The sequence below is a fragment of the Cupriavidus sp. IK-TO18 genome (genome assembly GCF_015549295.1).
GTDB lineage: Bacteria > Pseudomonadota > Gammaproteobacteria > Burkholderiales > Burkholderiaceae > Cupriavidus > Cupriavidus oxalaticus_A.
The window spans coordinates 1-641 of sequence record NZ_JADGMP010000097.1 but is presented as its reverse complement, the minus strand read 5'-3'; the positions used below and the strand labels follow the sequence as shown (position 1 = coordinate 641).

At 71.0% G+C, this 641-nt stretch carries 1 protein-coding gene; it reads left to right on the top strand.

Translation table 11 applies throughout. From position 1 onward, the window contains the following. The coding region (locus tag IPF36_RS34260; RefSeq protein ID WP_218959789.1) for a hypothetical protein at nucleotides 1-641 on the top strand (641 nt) is incomplete at both ends.

Below are 641 nucleotides of genomic sequence, written 5' to 3'. Positions count from 1 at the left end.
CGCCCGGCGTGTTGCCACAGAACTCCGGCGCTTCGGCATCCAGGCCGACGATTCCGGCGGCGTGCCGCTGGCCAACACCCCGCCCGCAGCGCTCTTGCGCACCATGCTCGAGGCTGCCTTCCGGCCCGGCGATCCGGTGGCCGTCCTGTCGCTGCTCAAGCACCCCTTGCTGCGGCTCGGCCTGGAACGCCCGGTGGTCCGGCGTGCCGCCGAAACGATTGAACTCGTGGTGCTGCGCGGCGGCGTCGGCCGTCCTGATGTCGCCCAGCTGGTCGAGGATTTCGAGGCACGGCTGACCGGCATCGGCGACAAGTCGCGCAAACCGTTCTGGTTCGACCGCATCACCGTCCGCCGCATCGAAGAGGCGCGCGATGTCGTAGGCAGGCTGGTCGCCGCATTGGCGCCGCTGCTCGGCCATCGTGGCGAGGCGACCGTCGATCTGGCCGCCATGGTCCGCGCCACCGTGGAAGTGCTGGAGAATCTCGGCCGCGACGAACATGGCGGGCTCGGCACGCTCTATGACGGCGAGGCCGGCGCCAAGCTCGCCGAGGTGCTGCGAGCGCTGGTCGCCGCCCAGGCCTCGTTCACCTTCGCCGCCGACGAGTGGCCCGATGTCATGGACGCGCTGGCCGCCCCCGAAG